General features: G+C 66.4%; 10 protein-coding genes and 1 tRNA gene. 4 read left to right on the top strand and 7 right to left on the bottom strand.

What is annotated here, in order from left to right:
- Window position 1: 1 nt before the first annotated feature.
- The gene (gene rimP, locus FA702_RS16660) at window positions 2-580 is read right to left on the bottom strand and encodes a ribosome maturation protein RimP (RefSeq protein WP_136957005.1); all 579 of its coding nucleotides are present in this window, start codon (window positions 578-580) and stop codon (window positions 2-4) included.
- A 381-nt stretch (window positions 581-961) separates the two neighbouring features.
- On the opposite strand from rimP, the gene FA702_RS22825 reads away from it, so the two are divergent.
- Both FA702_RS22825 and FA702_RS16655 read left to right on the top strand, forming a co-directional pair.
- A complete protein-coding gene (locus tag FA702_RS22825) occupies window positions 962-1,105 on the top strand; it encodes a hypothetical protein (RefSeq protein ID WP_168196096.1) in 144 nt (47 codons plus the stop codon).
- The gene (locus FA702_RS16655) at window positions 1,102-1,341 is read left to right on the top strand and encodes a PspC domain-containing protein (protein WP_136957004.1); all 240 of its coding nucleotides are present in this window, start codon (window positions 1,102-1,104) and stop codon (window positions 1,339-1,341) included. Before FA702_RS22825 ends, FA702_RS16655 begins: the two co-directional genes overlap by 4 nt.
- A 143-nt stretch (window positions 1,342-1,484) precedes the next feature.
- Here FA702_RS16655 and FA702_RS16650 read toward each other — a convergent pair whose 3' ends face one another.
- Window positions 1,485-2,297, bottom strand: coding sequence for a queuosine precursor transporter (locus tag FA702_RS16650; RefSeq protein WP_136957003.1), 813 nt, complete (start codon window positions 2,295-2,297; stop codon window positions 1,485-1,487).
- 59 nt (window positions 2,298-2,356) lie between these two features.
- On the opposite strand from FA702_RS16650, the gene FA702_RS16645 reads away from it, so the two are divergent.
- Window positions 2,357-2,433: transfer RNA gene (locus tag FA702_RS16645), tRNA-Arg, on the top strand.
- Between the two features lie 85 nt (window positions 2,434-2,518).
- A complete protein-coding gene (locus FA702_RS16640) occupies window positions 2,519-3,139 on the top strand; it encodes a DNA-3-methyladenine glycosylase I (protein WP_136957002.1) in 621 nt (206 codons plus the stop codon).
- Here FA702_RS16640 and FA702_RS16635 read toward each other — a convergent pair whose 3' ends face one another.
- The 5 genes from FA702_RS16635 to FA702_RS16615 form a co-directional block, all read right to left on the bottom strand.
- Complete coding sequence (locus FA702_RS16635; protein WP_136957001.1) at window positions 3,140-3,712, bottom strand: hypothetical protein; 573 nt, start codon at window positions 3,710-3,712, stop codon at window positions 3,140-3,142.
- Window positions 3,713-3,729: 17 nt separating this feature from the next.
- Window positions 3,730-8,028, bottom strand: a complete 4,299-nt coding sequence (locus tag FA702_RS16630; protein ID WP_136957000.1) for a hypothetical protein — start codon at window positions 8,026-8,028, stop codon at window positions 3,730-3,732.
- Window positions 8,029-8,033: 5 nt separating this feature from the next.
- Window positions 8,034-16,610, bottom strand: coding sequence for an SdrD B-like domain-containing protein (locus FA702_RS16625; RefSeq protein WP_168196095.1), 8,577 nt, complete (start codon window positions 16,608-16,610; stop codon window positions 8,034-8,036).
- A 348-nt stretch (window positions 16,611-16,958) separates the two neighbouring features.
- On the bottom strand, window positions 16,959-19,052 hold the full coding sequence (locus FA702_RS16620; protein ID WP_136956998.1) for a bifunctional (p)ppGpp synthetase/guanosine-3',5'-bis(diphosphate) 3'-pyrophosphohydrolase: 2,094 nt from the start codon (window positions 19,050-19,052) through the stop codon (window positions 16,959-16,961).
- A 76-nt stretch (window positions 19,053-19,128) separates the two neighbouring features.
- Complete coding sequence (locus FA702_RS16615; protein ID WP_136957486.1) at window positions 19,129-19,671, bottom strand: N-acetyltransferase; 543 nt, start codon at window positions 19,669-19,671, stop codon at window positions 19,129-19,131.
- Window positions 19,672-19,735 lie beyond the last annotated feature (64 nt).

Here is a 19,735-nt window from a genome sequence, read left to right as displayed (position 1 = left end):
GTCAGTCTTCCTGTTCCTCAAGAATGTCGTCCGCGCCGTCGAACTCTTCCTCATCAACTCCGGAAGCGTCGATCGGCCGGGAGGCTGCGATCAGCTTGTCGGTGAGGACAAGCTTGGCATTGGCAATCAGGCCGAACGGCACGGCATACGTCACACCGTCGTCGGCAATCGAAATGGTCTCGCCCTCCAGGCCCAGCAGTTCGCCACGGAACCGCTTGCGCCCGTCGAGCAGGTCGTCCAGCTCGATCCGGGCCTCGTGCCCGGTCCAGTTGGCGAAATCCTTGAGCCGGGTCAGCGGCCGATCGATGCCGGGCGAGCTGACCTCCAGGCGATAGGCGTCCTCGATCAGCACTTCGCCCGCTTCTTCCAGTGCGTCGATGCGATCGGAGATACGGTGCGAAAGCGCCGCGCAATCCGCGATCACGAGCTGACCGGTCTCGGGCCGCTCGGCCATGATCTGGAGCGTATGTTCCTCGTCACCCACCTCGGTCTTGCCGAACAGGCGCACGCGCACGAGATCGAAACCCAGGGCCTTGGCCTCGGGTTCGATAATCTCGATAATCCGCGCGATATCCGCCATGCAAACTCCAAGCGCCGCCGATGCGGCAAACCCCGGAAACAGCAAAGGCCGATCGCGCCGGCCCCTTCCGGCGCCAGCCCTGACCTTGCCTTCACAATGTCGGGATGAAGCGCAGATAGGCGCGAGCGCGGAATTTTGCAAGCCCAAACCGAACGGCAAAACGCGAACGGAGCGCGAACCGCGATCATCCGCTCAATGCATCCCATAGATTAGGAATTTTTCCCGACTTTCAGGAATGAGCATCCGATAAATCCTCCGCACTTTTTGAGAGAATGACGGATTTCCGGGCTTTTCGGCATTTGGCACGGCTTCTGCAATGGAGGTTGCATCGGCGAAACACCTGCTTCGCCACCCCATTCGAACCCAAAAAGGACCCGCCCCATGACCGCCATTCGCTCGTTCTCGAACCAGATCGCCGCCGCTTTCGCCGCGCTCACCCTTTCGCTGGCGCTGATCAGCGGCACCGTTTCCACCCCGGCCTCGTCGCCGGTCGCCGCCAGCACCGTTTCGGAGTACGTCGCATGACCGATCTGCGCTTTGAAGATTCCGCCGTCCGCCCCGTCGCAGGCTCTTCGATCCGCTCGGGCAAGTTCCGGCTTAACAAGGCCCGTGGCAAGTTCCTGGGGGTTTCGGCCGGCATCGCCGACTATTTCGACATCGATGTCACGCTGGTGCGCATCGCCTGGGTCGTCGGCACGCTGGTCGGTTTCGGCTCGCTGATCCTGATCTATCTCGCCATCGGCCTGATCGCGGATTCCTGATCGCCCAATCTGTTCGCGAAGCCGCAACAGCGCCGCGACCTGACGCCCGCCATCCCCCCGAACACCGGCCGGCGTCAACCGAGGCTCCTCTCCCTGCCCCCCCGGAGAGGAGCCTCACTGCCCAAATAAGACCACGTCCGTGGTCAGACAGCGTCGGTCTTGGCGAACGGCGAAAAATCCGTATCGGTGTCGAACACGTCCACGCCTTCGCGGGCCTTGAGCCATCCAACGACGACGTAGGTGGCCGGCGTCAGCACGACTTCCCACGCCACTTTCATCGCCCAGTTCGTCACCATCACGGTCAGCACCGCCTGGTGCGACCAGATGCCCAGGAAGGCGACCGGGTAGAAGATCACGCTATCCACCGCCTGCCCGAACACGGTCGATCCGATCGTGCGCGTCCACAGGTGTTTGCCCTGCGTCCACACCTTCATCCGCGCCATCACGAAGCTGTTGACGAACTCGCCGGCCCAGAACGCGATGACCGAGGCCGCCACGATGCGCCAGGTGCTGCCAAACACCGATTCATAGGTGGTCTGGCAGATCGCCCCGGCGGATTCGCGCGCCACCACGTCCGCGAACCGCGCGTCCGCGCTGGAAGCACAGCCCCAGTCCGGCGAAGGCGGCATCGCCACCACCACAAAGCTCATCAGCGCCATGAACAGCAGCGCGAAGAAGCCCATCCACACGCAGCGCCGCGCATTGGCGTAGCCATAGACTTCCGTCAGCACGTCCCCCAGCACATAGGACACCGGGAAGAACAGGATGCCCGCGCCGAACGTCACGCCGCCCACTGTCGCCAGCTTGGCGGCACCGATCAGGTTCGAGAGCAGCAGGATGCCGACGAAACTCGCCATCATGTAGTCGAAATAGCGGAAATGCCGGCGCGCGCCCGCGCTGCCGGCGATGCGGGAAAGGGGCCGGGAAACGGGCGATGAAGCATGGGGATCGTTCATGAATCCCTGCTATCGCGATTTGCACACGGCGCAAAGCCGCCTTATGGGGCTGCTGGCGCGCGCCCGTAGCTCAGCTGGATAGAGCACCTGCCTTCTAAGCTGGTGGTCGCAGGTTCGAATCCTGCCGGGCGCGCCAATTTGCAGACATAATTTGCAACCCTCACATTGATGGAACATATGAAGAACGTCGATGCGATTCGAAATGATGGGAATGCGGGGTAATGGTCAGTCTAGCGACGGGTGAGGATGGGCGGTTGCGGTGCGGCTGGTGCGCCGCCTCGGCGGAGTACATCGCCTATCATGACCGCGAATGGGGCTTCCCGGTGGAGGACGATCGGCGGCTGTTCGAAAAGCTCTCGCTCGAAGGCTTCCAGTCAGGGCTGAGCTGGCGCACCATCCTGATGAAGCGCGACAATTTCCGCGCGGCGTTCCACGGCTTCGATTTCGCGCGCGTCGCAGGGTTCGAGGAAGGCGATGTCGAGCGGTTGCTGCAGGATGCCGGCATCGTCCGCCACCGCGGCAAGATCGAGGCGGTGATCAACAACGCCCGCCGCGCGCTGGACCTGATCGCCGAAAAGGGCTCGCTCGCCGCCTATGTCTGGAGCTTCGAACCACGGGGTGAAGCGGTCCCTCACCTCGCTTCCACCTCGCCCGCGTCGATCGCGATGTCGAAGGATCTCAAGAAGCGGGGCTGGAAGTTCGTCGGCCCGACGACCGTCCATGCCTTCATGCAGGCGATGGGCCTGATCAACGACCACCCCAGGGAATGCGCGATCCATGCCGAGGCGGAAGCGGCGCGGGCGCGTTTCGTGCGCCCTGCCCCTCCCGCCACGGCACGCTGATCATTTCACGCCGGCGAAGGCCCCGCGCGCACGCTCCACTTCGCGCCAGCCGCGCAGATAGGCGATCACATCGTCTCCCTGCGCCGCGCTGATCGCGCCGTTGCCATTGGCGACCGCGCCCGCGACGATCTGCGCGCGCAGATGCCCTTCCACCTCGGCCCCATCGGGCAGGCGCTTTACGGCAAGCGGCGCATGCCGCTCCATCGTCGCGCTCCAGGGCACGCCCCGATCGACCGCGATCCGCGCCAGGCGCGCAATGTCCACCAGATAGCGCGACGCCGCGTCCTGCGCCGCCCTGCTCCAGCCGAACCGCGCGGCGCAACTGGCCAGCGCCAGGGTCATGTCGCGCGATGCGGCGACCGATCCCTGGGCGGTCTTTACATGACCGGCGGGATCATCCGGCTGCTGCGCGAACAGCCCGGCGATATCCGCGCGCTGGCGCTCGTTCAGCCGGTCGTCGATGCAGCGCAACTGCTCGACCGGCGCGGCTTGCGCGGGCGCCGCGAGCATGGGCGCCATCTGGCAGCCCGCCAGCACGAAGCCGGCCGCGATCCATGAACGCATGGTATTCATCCCCGCTCTCCCCCGCATCAGAACTTGCCCAGCAGGTTCACGAACACGCCCTTGCTCGTGTAGCTCTGGTTCGAAAGGTCGCTGGAAAAGTCGGAGAAGCTGTAGCCCACGCCGACCTTCGCGTTGTTGCCCAGATGGCGATAGACCGCCGCCAGACCGCCCCAGCGGTGATCGCCCGCGCGGTCGGCGGACAGGTAGTGTCCTTCGACCAGCACGTCCCATTGCCGCACCAGCCGCCAGTCGATCCGCGCCACGCCCAGCCAGGTGTTGCTGGTGACATAGGTATCGCTGTCGCGCGTGAGCGAGACGCTGCCCTTGCGGAAGGCATACTTGCCGCCCAGCGTCAGCGTGCGCGTCAGATCGTAGTTCGCGTCAATCGCGAAGATCTGGCTCTTCTGCTTGGGGCTGCCGATCTGCCCGCCCTGCGTCACCTGCCCCACCGGCCCCATGTCCTTGAGGTAGGTATAGCGCGTCAGCAGGTTGAGCCGGTCGTTCGCCACCGGGCGATAGGCGAAGCCGATCGTGCCTTCGACATAGTCGGCGGCGTTGACATCGGCCGTGGTGTTGTCCGCGATGGCGAAGTTCAGCCGCGCCAGCGCGCGCCAGTCCGGGTTGATCATGACCGAGGCGTGATTGCGGAACAGCCATACGTTCTGGCTGCGCCCCGCACCGCGCTCGAACCGACCTTCGACATTTGTGCCGAACTGCACGCCCTTGCTGGTATAGGCCACGCCGAACGTGGCGGCGGTGCGACGGAAGCGGCCGGTCGCCACGTCGTCGATATGGCCGTTCTCGAACGAGCCGGAGAACGACCAGCGCTCCGTGGGCGTCCAGTCCAGCCCGAAGCCGCGCGTCAGGCTTGGCGCGGTGCCGCCGTGGCCCAGCTTGTTTTCGCCGTGGATCGACAGCGCGGAGGAAAACCGGTGCCGCGCGCCCAGCGTCAGCGTGCCGCGATTGGTGCGCGCAAAGCTAGTGGAAGGCTCAAGCCCCTGATCGACGCGGTCGGTGATCAGCGCATAGCCCAGATAGGTTTCCGAGCCCCGGCCATAGCGATGGTTGAGCGTGGCGCTCGCGCCCAGCCCGCCGTTGCCTTCGGAGACTTCGGCCGCCAGCGACTGCCGGTCAGAAAGCTCCACCTTGCCGCCCAGCCCGACGCGGTTGTTGCCGCGCCGCCCGGCGTCGCGGTCCAGCGTCGCCTGCCCGAAACCATAGACCGACCACTTGCCCTGCTCCGGCTTGTAGCCCAGTTGCAGCGCGGCATCGGTACGCTTGCCGCTTTCTGTGCTGTTATAGACCAGCCCGACCGCTTCCTGGCTATAGCGCAGCCCGCCGGCCAGCGTGAAACCGCCACCCAGGCGCTGCGTCACGTCCGCCGAACCGACCGTGCGGCTGCCGGCGGCGTCGGTGCGCAGATGCTGGACCTTGGCCGCCAGCGCGGTGCGGGTGCCGATCGGCAGCGCCAGTTGCGCGCCCCAGCGCTCGGTGGCGCTCGCCGTCAGTTGCGCGTTGGCGCCGAAGCCTGCGTCGAGATGCTCGAACCAGGCGGAGAGCTTGCCCTTATCGACGCCGGCTCCGGCCACAGCGCCGGCATCCGCAGGCTTGCCGCCCGCCAGTTCCGCAAAGTTAACCGCCACTTCCGCGCGATAGGCCATGGCCTTCACGTTGGCGCTGCCGGTCGCGCCATAATTGGTGAAGGTCAGGCCGCCATCGACCGAGTTCGACTGACCGAAACCCGGTCCTTCGGTCTGCGCGACTTCCGCCTTCACATAGGTGCCGGGGTGCAGCCGCACGGTGGCGTCCGTGCCCAGCAGCGTCTGATCCGCGGTGCCGGTGGTCTCACGCTGGCCGGTCACGCCCAGGCGCACCGTATCGCCGATCCACGCGGCGGCGCGGCCACCCACGGTATAGCCGCCCACGTCGCCCACCGCCGGGGTATATTCGTAGTTGGCGACCAGCACCGGCACGCCCGCCGAAGCCGTGCCATCGCGCACCGTCGCACTGCCGGCGGCATAGGACGAAAGCGGCTGGAGCAGCGTGAGCCGCCCCTGGAAGTAATCGATGCTGTAGTCTTCCTGCGCCTGCAGGCTGCGGCGCGAAAGCACCACGCCGGTGATCCGGTCGCGCACTTCCACCGCCAGCCGTTCCGACCCAACGGTCACGTCGCGGCGCTGGAGGTAATAGAGCGAACCGCCCGTCCCCCGGAACTCGTCGCGGCCGGGGATCGTGCCGGGATCGGACGCGAACGCTGTGACCTGCAGCCTGCTTTCGCCAAAGCTGGTGGTCTTCACGCTCTGGTGGCTCGCGATCGCGCCGAACGTGCCGCGATTGAGCTGCGCCAGTTCCGCCTGGCGGATATCGGCGACGTAGTTGCCGATCAGCAGGCTGGAGCGGTCCTTCTGCACTTTCAGGTAGAACCGCCCTTGCGTCGGCGCATCCTCGACCAGCGCGGAATCGTCGCCATAGGTCGTGTAGTATTCGTTGGAATTGAGCCGGCGCAGCAACTGGCGCGGGTCCTTGCGGTCGAGGTTGCTGAACAGGTCCTTGAGCAGCGTTTCGCCGGTGTCGAGCGAACTCGTCACCTTCCATCCGCTGGCGAACGTGCCCTTGGCGTAGAACGCCGCGCGGCCGGTCACGTGCTCGCCCGCCGCGATCGGATCGCCGCTGACTTCCACCGCCGGGCCGTTGCCCTTGGAGGAAACGAAGGTCAGATCGCCCTGGCCGACGATGAACCAGTCGCTTTGCTTCACACCGATGTCGCGCATCGCGGTGAATCGGGTCTGTTCGCCTTGCCCCACCGTCACCCAGACCTGCCGCGCATCGCGCGCGACGATCTGCTGGCTGACGAAGCGCCCGTCGGACTGGAGCGGGATCATCTGCCCGCCTACGCGCACCACTTCCTCTGCATCCGCGTGGCCGGTGACCGTCACCGTCGCGGTGCGTCCGAACGGGATGTTGCGCACCGCCGCCTCGTCGCGCGATCCGAACAGCGGGCGCGGCGGCGGACTGCCCTCGAACGGGGTATCCACCACGGTCAGTTCCTGCGGCGCGGTCTCGTCGAACTGGCCGTCGCGGTCATAGACGCGATAGACATAGAAAAGATCGCCCTCGGCATCCGCGCCCGGCGTCCAGCGCGCAACGCCGTCGCGGTCGGCCGGCACGACCGCCAGCGGCGTGCCATCGGGCGAGGCATCGGCGCGGAAAATCCGCACCTCGCCACGAGCCACCATCGCGGGATAGTTGGTATAGCGGATGAACGTCGCGTCCCTCCCGCGCACCACCGCCCGCTCGCTTTCGACCAGCCCGGCCGCCAGCACGGGATCGACCCGCGCGGCATCGGTCCGCACGCGGATAGCGTAAGGGTTGTCGGCCGCGATCGACGCAGTGGCGACCGCATCCGTCTGTGGATCGGCCATGGCGATGCTCAGGCCATCGCCGGCCCCCATCGCGGTTGCGGGCAAGCTCTGCGCCGGATCGGGCACGACGTGCTGGATCGTGCTTTCGCCGCACGGACCTGTCACGCTGACCGCGACCGCGCCACAGCCGGCCGGGTGCAGTTGAACGGCTGCGAAGCGCCCGGCGGCGTCGGCCGGCGCGATCTGGCCGGCGACGCGCACGAGTTGATCGGGCGCGGACGTCTGGCCTTCCACCGCCACCGCCTGCGCACCATCGAGCGGAAGCTGGCGGATCGCGGCGCTGTCAATCTGGCCGAAATCGGCACGGGCCACCGGCTCGGCGGGGAGCATGTGCACCGCCGACAACACCGTCAGCGGCTGCGGCGCGGTCTCGTCGTACCTTCCGTCACGGTCATAGACGCGATAGACGAAGCGCATGGCATCGCCCGCATAAGTGCTTGGCGTCCAGCGGATCAGGCCGTTGCGATCGGCTTCCACCACCGCGTGCGGCGGCCCCGAGAGCGGCGCATCCGGCGCGAAAACACGCAGCTCGGCGCGGGCGATGAAGGCCGGATAGTTGCTATAGCCTAGGAACAGCGCCGCATCGCCGCGCCGCACGGTGCTTTCCGAGCCGACCAGCCCTGCCGAAAGGACCGGCATGGGCGCGATCGGGAGCACGCCCGCCGAGAGTTCTGCCAGGCGCGCCGACACCCCCGGCAGAACCCGCTGGTCGGTCAGGCTGGCGTCAATCGCCAACCGGGAAAGGCGGGCGAAATCAGCCTGCGACGCAATCGGGCTGGCATGCGCGGCGGCGAAGGCGGGACTGGCGATCCCCAGCCCGGCCAGCGCCGAAACGCTGGCGAGCAGGGCCGCGTGGCGCGCCTTGAACGCGGACTGCGGGGCCAGGATGGTCTTGCGGTTCATTGGTCTTACTCCTGTCCCGAAGCACTGGTGCGGGCGCCATCGGCGGCGATCATGTCGATCTCGATCACCGGTGGCGGACCGTCCCAGCCGTTGCGGAACACATCGCCGATCCGGTCATGCAGGTTGGCGAGGCGGGCCTCGATCACTGCGGCGGGTTCACCGGCGGCGGCCGTGTAGGTCGCCCGGATCGCCAGCCTTGCAGCCTTGATCGTCTTCAGGGTTTCCAGCCGCGCGGCGAAGGCGGGCAGCAGGTCGGCGCTCCCGGCCGCGAAGGCCCTGGCGTCGATGGCCACCGCCACCACCCGCGCCTTCTGCACGCCGAAGTTCAACTCGCTGATCTTGCCACGCGTCAGGCGGATCGACTGCGGGTTGTCGGTAGTCGGCGCATAGCCTTCCGGCACCGTCCGCGTGTCGAGCTTGAGCACGTAGTTGGAGCCGATCAGCGCGTTGGGCACGGCGGCACAGGTGATGTGGTAGCGGCCATGGTCGTCCGCCGTCACCAGCTGGCCGTTCACCGTGGCGAGGCGCGCGGCCGGGATGCCCGGTTCGCCTGCGTCCTGGTAACCGTTGCCGTTGCGATCGTCATAGACCTTGCCGATCACTTCGGCGCAGTCGAACAGCGTGCTCGGCACGATCGAGACCACGGCCTGCGCCCGGTTCGAGATGTCCGAGCCACCCGCGCCCGCTCCGGCTCCACTTCGGGCGACGGCGGTGTTCACGCGATCCCCCTCGGTCACGCCCGCGCCGATCACCGCGATGATGCGATAGGTCAGCGTGGTGTTGCCGGGCACGACCTGGCCGTTCCAGCGGAGTTCGCGGTCGCTCGCCACCGGCTCCAGCGGCAGGCCTTCCACCCGCGCCGATCCCGCGACATAGCGGAAGCCCGGCGGAAGGATGTCGACCACCGCCACCCCGGCGCGGGTCAGCGCCTCGGTGTTGCGCACGGTGATGGTGTAAGGCACCAGATCACCCACGTTCGCGGTGCGCTTATCGCTGGTCTTGGTGACGATCAGCGGCGTGCGCGACAGGAAGGGATCGAGCGGAATGTGGTTGTTCACCACGTTGCCGTCGCCCTGCCCCAGCAGGAAGCCGAGGTAGTAGGTCGTCGGGTCCGAAGCCTGCGGCGCGCCGGCATTGGCCACCACGGGGGCCGGGGTGCCGCGGCCAGCCGGATTGAACAGGCCCTGCTGCGCCGCGATCACCGTCGATTCCGGCCCGGAATAGCCGGAAGGCGGCGTGATCTTCAGGTGATAGCCGGTGCGTGCCGCCGGGCACTGGGCCGCCGCGCCCGCCACGATGTCGAAGCGGTAGAGGCCATCGGCGCTCGTGACCTGGCGTGCCTGGCCCGGATCGATGAAGCAGGCATCCGCCAGCGGCACGCCGCCATCGTCCACCAGCGTCACCACCGCGCCGGGAACCGGGCTGCGGGTGACCGAGTCATAGACCACGCCCGAAGGATCGATCGGCATGTTCTGGTCGGCCAGCGTGGCGTTGACCGGCAGCACCGCGCTGTCGATCCGGCCATAGACCACCCCGCTCGCCGCATGGCGGAAGCGAATGGAATAGCCATCGCCGCTCAGCAGGTCGGGAATGCTGTAGAAGCCCTTGGCGTCGGTGTGCGTGGTGCCAACCACCGCGCCGCCGCGCACCACTTCCACGGCCCAGCCTTCCAGCAGCGCCTCGCTGCTTTCGTGCGTGCGGCTGAGGTTGCCGTCGAGATAGACGATGCCCGAAACCGTGCTGCGCGGCGGGATCACGGTAACCGTCATCGTCGCACTGGCGCAGTTGGTGGGGTTCAGCTTCTCGCAGATCCGGTACGGGATGGCGTAAGAACCATCGCGCGTGCCCGGCGCGACACTAAGGTTGCCGGTCGCCGGATCGAACGTGAAGCCGGCAGGCAGCGCGTTGACGAGTGCCAGCGTGACCGTGGCCACCGTTGCCGGCTGGCCATTCAGCGTATCGCCGCCCAGCGCGTTCAGCACGTTGACCGCGCCCGAACCGCCGTTGATGCCGGCAACCGTGTCGTCCACCGCCACGATGGGCGCGGGAATGACCGTGACGCTGACCTTGGCGGTCGCGCAGTTGGTGGGATTGAGCTTCTCGCAGATCTGGTAGTCGAAGCTGTAGGTGCCCGCCGGCGTGCCCGGCTTGACCGAGACATCGCCCGTGGCCGTATCGAACGCCAGCCCCGCCGGCAGCGTCGCCCCCGGCGCAAGGCCGATGGTGACGGTCGCTGGGGTCGCGGCCGCGCCGTTGCGGGTATCGCCGCCCAGCACGTTGACCACGTTCGTCGCGCCCGATGCCCCGTTGATGCCGGTGGCGCTGTCATCCTTCGCCGTGATCGGGCCGGCGCTGACCGGCACGGTCACCTTCGCCGTCGAACAGTTCGTCGGATTCAGCTTCTCGCAGATGCGATAGTCGATGGTGTAAGTACCCGCCGGGGTATCCGCCGGCACGTTGACCAGGCCCGTGGCCGGATCGAGCACCGGCACGGCGCCACCGTTGATCGGCGTGGCCGGCGTGACGACCGAGATCGTGACCGTGCCCTTGTCGGCCGGCGCACCGTTCAGCGTGTCGTTGCCCAGCACGTCGATCACGCCCGCGCCACCCTGGCCGCCATTGACCGTCGGAACGGTGTCGTTGGTCGCGATGATGGGCGCAGCCACCACGGTCACGCTGGCCATGGCCGTCGCGCAATTCGTGGGGTTCAGCTTTTCGCAGATCGTGTAGTCAAAGCTGTAAGTGCCCGCCGGCGTGCCCGGCTTGACCGAGACCGCGCCGGTGGCGGGGTCGAAGGTCAGCGCCGCAGGCACCGAGGAACCCGAAGCCACCGCGATCGTCACCGTTCCCGTGGTGGCCGCCACGCCATTCAGCGTATCGCCACCCAGCACGTTGAGCACACCCGTGCCGCCCGAGGCACCGTTGATCCCGGTCGCGCTGTCAGGGGTGGCGACGATCGGCGCGGCCACCACGGTCACGCTGGCCGTGGCCGTTGCGCAATTCGTGGGGTTCAGCTTTTCGCAGATCGTGTAGTCGAAGTGATAGGGGCCGGCCGGCGTCCCTGGCTTGACCGAGACCGCGCCGGTGGCGGGGTCGAAGGTGAGCACTGGTGGCACCGACGATCCGGCGGCGACGGCGATGGATACCGTCCCCGTGGTCACCGCCACCCCGTTCAGCCGGTCGTCCGACAGCACGTTGAGCACGCCCGCCGCGCCCGCCGCGCCGTTAATGCCGGTCGCGCTGTCATTGCCCGCGGTGATCGCCGCCGCCGTTACCGGCACGGTGATCCTGGCGGTGGCGCAGTTGGCCGGGTTCAGCTTTTCGCAGATCCGGTAATCGATGGTGTAGGTGCCGGACGGCGTTCCCGCCGGCACGCTGGCCTTGCCGGTCGCCGTATCGAGCACGGGTACCGGATTGCCGCCCACCGCCGTCGCGGGGGTGACGACCGTCATCGTCACGTCGGCCAGCTTGGCCTGCGCGTTGTTGAGCGCGTCGCCTTCCAGCGCGTCGACCACGTCGGCCGCGCCAGTCGCCCCCGTGACGGGCGAGGAAGCATCGTCGTCCGCCGTGATCGGCGCGGCGACGACAGTAACCGTCGCGGTCGCGATGGAGCAGTTGGTCGGATTCAGCTTCTCGCAAATCCGGTAGTCGAAGTGATAGGTGCCCGCCGGGGTGTTCGGCGCGACCGACACGTTGCCCGTCGCCGGATCGAACGCGAGGCCAGACGGGACCGTGGCGCCCGGCGCAAGCGTGATCGCCACCGTCGAGGTCGTGGCCGGCGCGCCGTTGAGCGTGTCGCCCGCCAGAACGTTGAGCACGTTGCTGCCGCCCAGCGTTCCGTTGACGCCGCCAACCGTGTCGTTCGCGGCCGCGATCACACCGGCCACCACCGTCACGCGCGCTTCGGCCGTGGCGCAGTTGGTGGGGTTGATCGTTTCGCAGATGCGATAGTTGAACAGATAGGTGCCCGCCGGCGTGCCCGGCTTGACCGACACCGCACCCGTCGCGGTGTCGAAGGTCAGTTCGGACGGCACGGCAGACCCTGGCGCCACCGCGATGGTGACGGTCCCCGTGGTCGCCGCCGCGCCATTGCGCGTATCGCCGGTCAGCACGTTGAGCACATTGGCCGCGCCCGCCGCACCGTTGATGCCGGCAGCGCTGTCGTTGACTGCCGCGATCGAGCCGGCCACGACCGAGACGGTCTCGGTGGCGATGGCGCAGTTGGCCGGGTTGAGCGCTTCGCAGATCTGGTAGTTGAAGCTGTAGGTACCGGCTGGCGTATCGGCATGGACAGAAACCTTGCCTGTGGCGGGATCGAACGTCAGCACCGAAGGCACGGTCGATCCGGCAGCGACCGAAATGGTCACCGCGCCAGTGGTCGCGGCCGCGCCGTTGACCGTATCCCCGGTCAGGGCGGACAGGACGTCGGTCGCACCGGTCGCGCCGTTGATCCCGCTGATCGTGTCGTTGGTGGCGACGATCGGCGGCGCGGTGACGACCACGGTGACGCGCGCTGAGGCGCAGGTCGCCGCATCGGCCTTGTCGCAGATGCAATAGTCGATGGTGTAGGTGCCCGCCGGCGTACCCGGAGCCACGCTGACGAGGCCGGTGGCGGTATCCATGGTGACGCCAGCATTCGTCGCCGGGGTAACGATCGTGGCGACAATCTTCGCCGGATCGATCGCGGCATTGTTGAAGGTATCGTTGGCGAAGGCGTTGACGATGTTCGTCTGCCCGGTTGCGCCGTTGACGGCGGGCGGGTCGTCGTTGGTTGCGACGATCACCGCATTGGCATGATCCTGGAACAGATAGCCGGTCGCCGCCGTCTGAGCCGCCAGCACGATGCCGCCGATGGTGTTCTCCGCCGGGGTGTTGCCACGGACCGCGTTGTTGACGGTGCCGCCAGCGCTGCCCGCGGTTTCGTTGAGATCGTAGAAGTTTGCCGGCTGCGTCTCGACGATCGTGTAGCCCGCCGCGTCCGAAGGCGGCAGCACGTCGAACGCGAACGCTCCCGACGCATTGGTGATGGCCGTGGCCGCAACCGCGTTGCCATAGATGTCGGTGCCGGTCAGCGAGAGGGTAACGCCGGCGATGCCTTCACCACCGTTGAACACGTTGTTGTCGTTGTTGTCGGCATAGACCGTGCCCGCGATCGACGAAGGCTTGATCTGGACGACGGCCGACTGGCTGTTGTTGGTGTTGTCGGCGTCCTCGCTCAGCGGATCGCCGCTGCCGTCAAGGCCGGGCGTGATCGTCGCGGTGTCGGTCGCGTCCATGGGCGAAAGCGCGCCGCTGTAAGGGCCTTGCGCCTTGGCGCGGACTTTCAGGTCCACCGCATGCGCGGCGCCCACGGGGAAGCTGCCGTCGATGTCGCAGGTGATCGTGGTTGTGCCCGAGCAGTTCAGGCCCGAAACGCTGGCGCCGCTGCCGCCGGGAATGGCGGTCGAAGGGGCGGGGGATGCGGCATAGACGAAGCCCGCCGGCAGCACGTCGGTCACGCGCACCCGCGTGGCGGTGGAAGGTCCGTTGTTGCGGAACCGAATGGTGAATTCGACCGGTTCGTTGACGTTGCGCATCAGCGCTCCGGAGCGCGTCTTGCTCACGATCTGGAGATCGGTGGACGGCCGGATCGTGGTCGTCTGGACCGCGCGGTTGTTGACCGTCTGCGCATCCGCGCCAGCGCCATTCCACACCGGCTGTTCGGCCGAGGTCACTTCCGCCGCGTTGCTATAGGTAACGGGCGCCGAAGGCGGCGTGCCGCCGATGGCGAAGACCAGCCGGAACACCACCTGGCGCGAAGGATCGAGGTAGTTGGCATCGGTGTTCGAGGCGTCGATGCGGCAAACATAGGTTGCCCCCGACGGCACACAGCCCGCGTTCGGTGCCGCCTGGAGCGACAGGCCGCCGTTGGCCGCAACCGGGTTCACCGTCACGGACTGGAGCGTGGTCGTCAGCCCGGCCGGCGGCGAGGGAATGTCGGTCACGATCACGTTGGTCGCGCGCGAGGGGCCGTAGTTGGAAACGCGGATGTCGTAGTTCAGCGTCTCGTCGAACCGCACCGGATCGTCGTTCACCGGATCGCTTTCGGTCTTGGTCACGGCGAGATCGAAAGACGGGCCGTTCACGGTGTGGTTCAGCGTGAAGGCGTTGTTGCCGGCGTTGGGGTCGCTGCCGCCGTTGGCGTCGAGCGTCGAGGTCGTGACGGTGGCCTTGTTCGCCTGCGTGACTGGCAGCGTGGCCACCGTTTCGGAACCGAACGGATACTTCGGCAGCACGCCGATGCTGATCTGCCGCACTTCGGTGCGCGCGAACTGGCCCATGGCGCAGGTCACGGTGCCCGTGGACGGCACGACCGAGCAGCTTGCGCCCGGCTTGGTCGTGGTCGGCGTGCCAGTGATCTGGAACCGCGCCGGATCGATCACGTCGACCACCTGCACGTTGTCCGCCGGGTTGGCGCCATCGTTGCGCACGCTGATGATGTAGGTCGCAGGCACGCCCACGCGCACCGGATCGGGCGTTACCGACTTCGAATTGACCGTCATGTCGGCCACCGCGCCCACGCTGAAGTTTGCGGAATCGCTGTTGTTGGCGTTGTTGGTTTCGGTCGTGTCGGGCGAAAACACCGAGGCGAAGTTGGTGTAGGAACCGCTTTCGAACGGCCGGTCCACGCGGATCACCAGTGTTTCGGTGGCGCCCGCCGCCAGGTTGGACAGCGACCAGCTCACCAGCCCGTTCCACTGGTTGTAGCTCATGCTACCCGAACTGATGCTGTTCTGGTTGACGGCGGTTACATAGCTGCCGCTGGTGATGAAGTCGGGAATGGCGTCGGTCACGTACACCGTGCGCGCCAGGTCGCCGCCGGCGGCGTTCGATACGCGCAGGCGTATGTAATAGCTGTTGTCGGTGTTCGCGACCGTCAGGTTGTGCGTCCACCCGCCGCTGGGGGACAGGCTCATGTCCTTGGCGATGGAAATGTCCGCCGCCTTGGTGGTGGAGCGCACGCCCGCCGACCGGCAATCGTTGCCGGTGGGGCTGGAGGGCGACGACGGCGTGTGGGCCGAACCGGCCGTGCGGTCGGTACAGGCGGTGTTGACCACGTCGGTATCGACGCCCGACCCGGCTTTCGTCACGAGCGTCAGATACAGCAGATCGCCAACCTGAAGCGTGCCGGAATCCGTCGTCTGGCACGTGACCACCACGCCCGAGACCGAACAGGACCAGTTACCCGAAACGCTGACGTAGGTCTCGTCGGCGCTCAGCGTATCGGTCACGCGGATCGGCGTGGACGGAGTCCAGCTTGCGACCGACGGCCCCAGATTGCGCACGATGATAGTGCTGGTGATGTCCGCGCCCGGCGCGACCGGGCTGGGGCTTTTGGACTTGGAATAGAGTTCGAGGTCCGCGTTCGGCAGCACCACCTGGAACGGCGCGGACGCATCGTTGTTGCTCGTATCCGGATCGGTGAATCCGCTGGGCGGGGTGACATGCGCGGTGTTGGTCAGGACTCCTGACGTCGCCGACGCGCCGGTTACCGGAATGACGAAATCCACCTGCCCCGTGGCCGCGATCGACGCCGCCGTGCAGGTCACCGTCTGGCCCGATCGCGCGCACCCGGACGGCAACGTTCCGATCGCCAGCGAACCATCGATCGTGTCGGCGATCTTGGTGCCCGCCGGCGTTGTCTGCGGTCCGGTGTTGCGGATCGATAGCACGATGCTGCCGCTCTGCCCCACGGTGATCGTCGAGGTCATCGACTTGATCGCCTGCAGGTCGGCGCCCGCCTCGACATTGGTCACGACGGTGTTCGAAATGTTGTTACCCGTCGCCGGATCGAGCACCAGCGGATCGGTGATGCTTACCGCCGCGATGTTGCTGATCGTGCCGGCGGTGTTCTTGGTGATCTTGCCGCTGATCGTGATGACCGGGAAGCTGCCGCCAACCGCCGGCGCGCTGCCGCTGTAGTCGCAGGTCAGCGTCGTGCCGGAAAGATTGCAGGTCCATCCCGAACCCGTGGCGGACTGGAACTGGAAATCGCTGGCGGCGGGAAGGTTGTCGACCACCCTGATCGCCGCCGTCGTGTTCGGACCGTTGTTGGTGGCAGTCAGGGTGTAGCTCAGGATGTCGCCCGCCGGCACGCTGGAGGCCGAACCAGCCTTCACCAGCGCGATGTCCGCACCGGCCCGCACCGTGGGGGTGATCGTCAGGCTGTCGTTGCCCGGATTGGAATCGGTGTTGCCAGCCGCCGCGATCGTCGCGGTCGAACTGCTGGCTCCCGGCGTCTGCGCGGTCGCGGTGAAGCTGAAGGTCCGGGCGTTGGCCACGCCGCCGCCGGGCAGGGTCGCCAGCGTGCAGGTCAGCGTCTGGCTGCCCGGCGCGCCGGACAACGTGCAATACGACGGGATGCTGCCCGGCGCACCGCTAACGCTGAAGCGCCCCGGCACGCCGATCGTGACCACCGCGTTGCTGACCGCGGAAACGCTGTTGTTCGCGACGGTGACTGTAAAAGTCGCCTGCGCGCTTGCACCTATTGGATCGGGATCGGCCGAATACTGCGATATCTGCAAGTCCGCGGCATAAGCCATCCCGCCAAGCAGGAAGACATACAGCCCGACAATTACGCGTATAACCGCGATTGACTTTAGATATTTCATAATAATCCGACCCTTCGCCGCGCAAATTTTTTCGCGACAGACGTGGTTCGGATAAGTAAATAATGGTTAATTCGTGGTAATTATTGACCTGTTTGTAAAACGTATTAAATATCCACTTTAAGTTGGATATTTTTTACGCGCAGGTCAAATTCCAGAAAACAAACGAAAAATCCCGCAACATAAATATAGTCCGTTCCGGACACTGGAAAACCTGTTCCACGGGCATCAGCCGGTCCGGACCGCGAGATCAGACGGTAACGCAGCCCCGGGGCCGCAGGATCAGATGCGTTCGGCTTGCGCCACCGCGTCACTGGCGCGCAGGGCGCTGATGATGCGCGTCAGGTGCGCCAGATCGCGCACTTCCAGGTCCACCTCGTAGGTATGGAACGGGTTTTCGCGCTGGGTCATTTCCAGATTGACCACGTTGGCGTGGTTCTTGGCGAAGATGCCCGCCATCTCCGCCAGCGTGCCGGGGCGATTGTAAAGTTCGGCACGCAGGCGGCCGATCGCGCCGTCGGTCCGCGCATCCCACGAAAGGTCGATCCAGTCGGCATCGATCCCGTTGGCAAGGTTGAGGCAGTCGATCGCGTGGACTTCCACGCCCTTGCCCGGCCGCCGCAACCCGACGATGCGGTCGCCAGGCACCGGATGGCAGCACGCGGCCAGCTGGAACGCCATGCCCGGCGTCAGCCCGCGCACAGCGATCGCGCGCTTCTGCTTGGGCCAGTGATCGGGATCGGGCAGGTTCGCCGCGCTGCCCGGCATCAAGGCTTCCATCACCTGCCGGTCATCGACCTTGGCCGAACCGACGGCGAACATCAGGTCTTCCTCGCCCGCCATCTTCAGCCGCTTGATTGCATCGGCCAGCGCCTTCTTGCCCACGGTGCCGGGCAGGCGCTCGACGATCTCCTCGTAGAGCTTGCGCCCGATGGCGGCGACTTCGGCGCGTTCCTTCTGGCGCACGAAACGGCGGATCGAGGCCCGCGCCTTGCCCGTGACGGCGAAGGCCAGCCACGAAAGCTGCGGCTCCGAGGTCCGGCTCTTGATGATCTCCACCACATCGCCGTTGTTGAGCGGCGTGCGCAGCGGCACATGCCGCCCGTTGATCTTCGCCCCTACTGCCTGCGCGCCCAGATTGGTGTGAACGGCAAAGGCGAAGTCGATCGGCGTCGCGCCCTTGGGCAGCTGGAACAGCGCCCCCTTGGGCGTGAAGGCGAAGATGCGATCCTGATAGATCGCCATCTTGGTGTTTTCGAGCAGCTCCTCGGGATCGTTGCTGGCTTCGAGGATTTCCAGCAGATCGCGCAGCCAGCCCACCTGCCCGTCGGGCGTGACTCCGCCCTGCTTGTACGACCAGTGCGCGGCCAGACCGAACTCGTTGGTCTCGTGCATCTCCCGCGTCTTGATCTGCACTTCCACGCGCATGGCGTTGTTGTAGATCAGCGAGGTGTGCAGGCTCTTGTAGCCGTTCATCTTCGGCGTGGAGATGTAGTCCTTGAAGCGGCCGGGGATCATCTGCCAGGTGCGGTGCAGGATGCCCAGCGCCTTGTAGCAATCGTCCTCGTTCTCCGTCAGCACGCGGAAGGCCATGATGTCGGTGATCTGCTCGAAGCTGACATGGCGCTCGGCCATCTTCTTCCAGATCGAATAGGGGTGCTTCTCGCGGCCCGAGACTTCCACCCTGAGACCCGCTTCGGCCAGCGCCTGCTTGATCTCCAGCGCGATCGCCCCGACCTGGCCGTTTTCCTCGCTGCGGATCGCGGCAAGGCGTCCGCTGATCGTGGCATAGGCTTCGGGTTCGAGCTGCTCGAAGGCCAGCAACTGCATCTCGCGCATGTATTCGTACATGCCCACGCGCTCGGCCAGCGGGGCATAGATATCCATCGTCTCGCGCGCGATGCGGCGACGCTTTTCCTCGCTCTTGATGAAGTGGAGCGTGCGCATGTTGTGCAGGCGATCCGCCAGCTTGACGAGCAGGACGCGCAAGTCCTCGCTCATCGCCAGCAGGAACTTGCGCAGATTCTCGGCGGCGCGCTCGTTGTCGCTCATCGTCTCGATTTTCGAGAGCTTGGTCACGCCATCGACCAGCCGCGCCACATCGCCGCCGAACAGCCGCTCGATCTCGTCCACGGTGGCCAGCGTATCCTCCACCGTATCGTGGAGCAGCGCCGTCACCACCGTCGCCTGATCGAGCTTCAGCTCGGTCATCAGGCCGGCGACTTCCACCGGGTGCGAGAAATAGGGATCGCCCGACGCGCGCTTCTGGGTGCCGTGCTTCTGCACGGTATAGACATAGGCGCGGTTGAGGATCGCCTCATCCGCGTCCGGATCATAAGCAAGGACCCGTTCGACAAGTTCGTACTGACGTAGCATGTCCTGCCTAAATGGGCGGAACCATGCGGTCAGGGCAAGGGGTAAAGGTCGCGGAAATGCGGATCAGTGTAATCGCTTAGGCGCGCAGCAGCGCCGCATGGGGCGCCACGTCTTCCGGCAGCACGTCGCCAAGGCGCGGATCGGGGAACACTTCCACCGCCCGCGCATAGGGCACGAAGCCTTGCGAGACATAGAACGGCAGCGCCTGCGGGCCATCGAGCGTGCAGGTATGCACCCATACCCGGCCCACGCCCTCGCGCCAGGCCAACTGCAAGGCCTTGCGCATCAGCCACTTGCCCAGCCCTTTCCTGGTCGCGCCCGGAATCAGGCCAAAGAACGTGATCTCGCATTCGCCGGACACGCGGAAGTCCAGTTCAAGCATCCCCACTTCCACGCGGGCGCGGTCGACCACCGCGAAAACGTGGACCTGCGGATCGTGGACGATCGCGGCGAGTTCGCCATCATCCTTCACCAGCCGCGACCACCACAGCCACGGCGCGCCGACGCGGCGGTAGAGCATCCGGTATTTCTCGATCGCCGGCGCTTCCCAGCGGACAAGCTGCACCGGCACATCGCCTTCCGGCACCAGCCGCCGCAACGCCGCGGGCTTCTCGCGCATTTCCAGCGCGGTCACCACGCAGGCGAGATCACCGGGGCGGACGGCATGGTAGCCGGGGGCGAGC

Source organism: Novosphingobium sp. EMRT-2 (assembly GCF_005145025.1).
GTDB lineage: Bacteria > Pseudomonadota > Alphaproteobacteria > Sphingomonadales > Sphingomonadaceae > Novosphingobium.
This window is presented reverse-complemented; position numbering and strand designations above follow the sequence as displayed.